Consider the following 492-nt stretch of genomic DNA (forward strand, 5'->3'; position numbering starts at 1 on the left):
AGGAGTTTTTCAACTTCGTCAAGTCAGCTTTATTTCGCTGATCTGACATTTTCGTGACTGGCGACTTATTCGCTACCACCCACAAAAACCACTTCATAACACCGCTTCAACCCTTGCAGACCGAAGCCCGCAAACCTCACCGATCAACTACCGAACCAGAAGATTTTCGCTTCCAATTCGCCGTTCAGCGAAGCCCTCCACTTTAGCACATTTCGCTGAGTTCAGCAACCGGCTTCGCGCCTAACTTGCCTTCGAACATCGCGCTGAAATGACTTCAGTGCCGATCGATCCGATCACCCCAAACCACCTGAAAACCGAAGCTTTCTGCAACTCGCGTTGCCTGGCCAGAAGCACCCTGATCAATCGTCCTGCACCTGCTTTGAATCGCTTCGTACCCCTTAGGGTTAACCCGCATTTCTCTGCAACTGCCGAGCCAGAGAATATAGCACAGTTTTAATTTGCAGTGCAACTTGGCACCAAAACTTACTGCCC

Annotated in this window: 1 protein-coding gene; it reads right to left on the minus strand. The window is 50.2% G+C overall.

Annotation, left to right across the window (positions count from 1 at the left end):
• Positions 1 to 274: 274 nt before the first annotated feature.
• Positions 275 to 492, minus strand: a 218-nt coding sequence (locus EYW45_RS25095; RefSeq protein WP_235938726.1) for a hypothetical protein, incomplete at its 5' end; no start/stop codon positions are given.

It is taken from the genome of Schauerella aestuarii, assembly GCF_009866805.1.
Taxonomy (GTDB): Bacteria; Pseudomonadota; Gammaproteobacteria; order Burkholderiales; family Burkholderiaceae_B; genus Schauerella; species Schauerella aestuarii.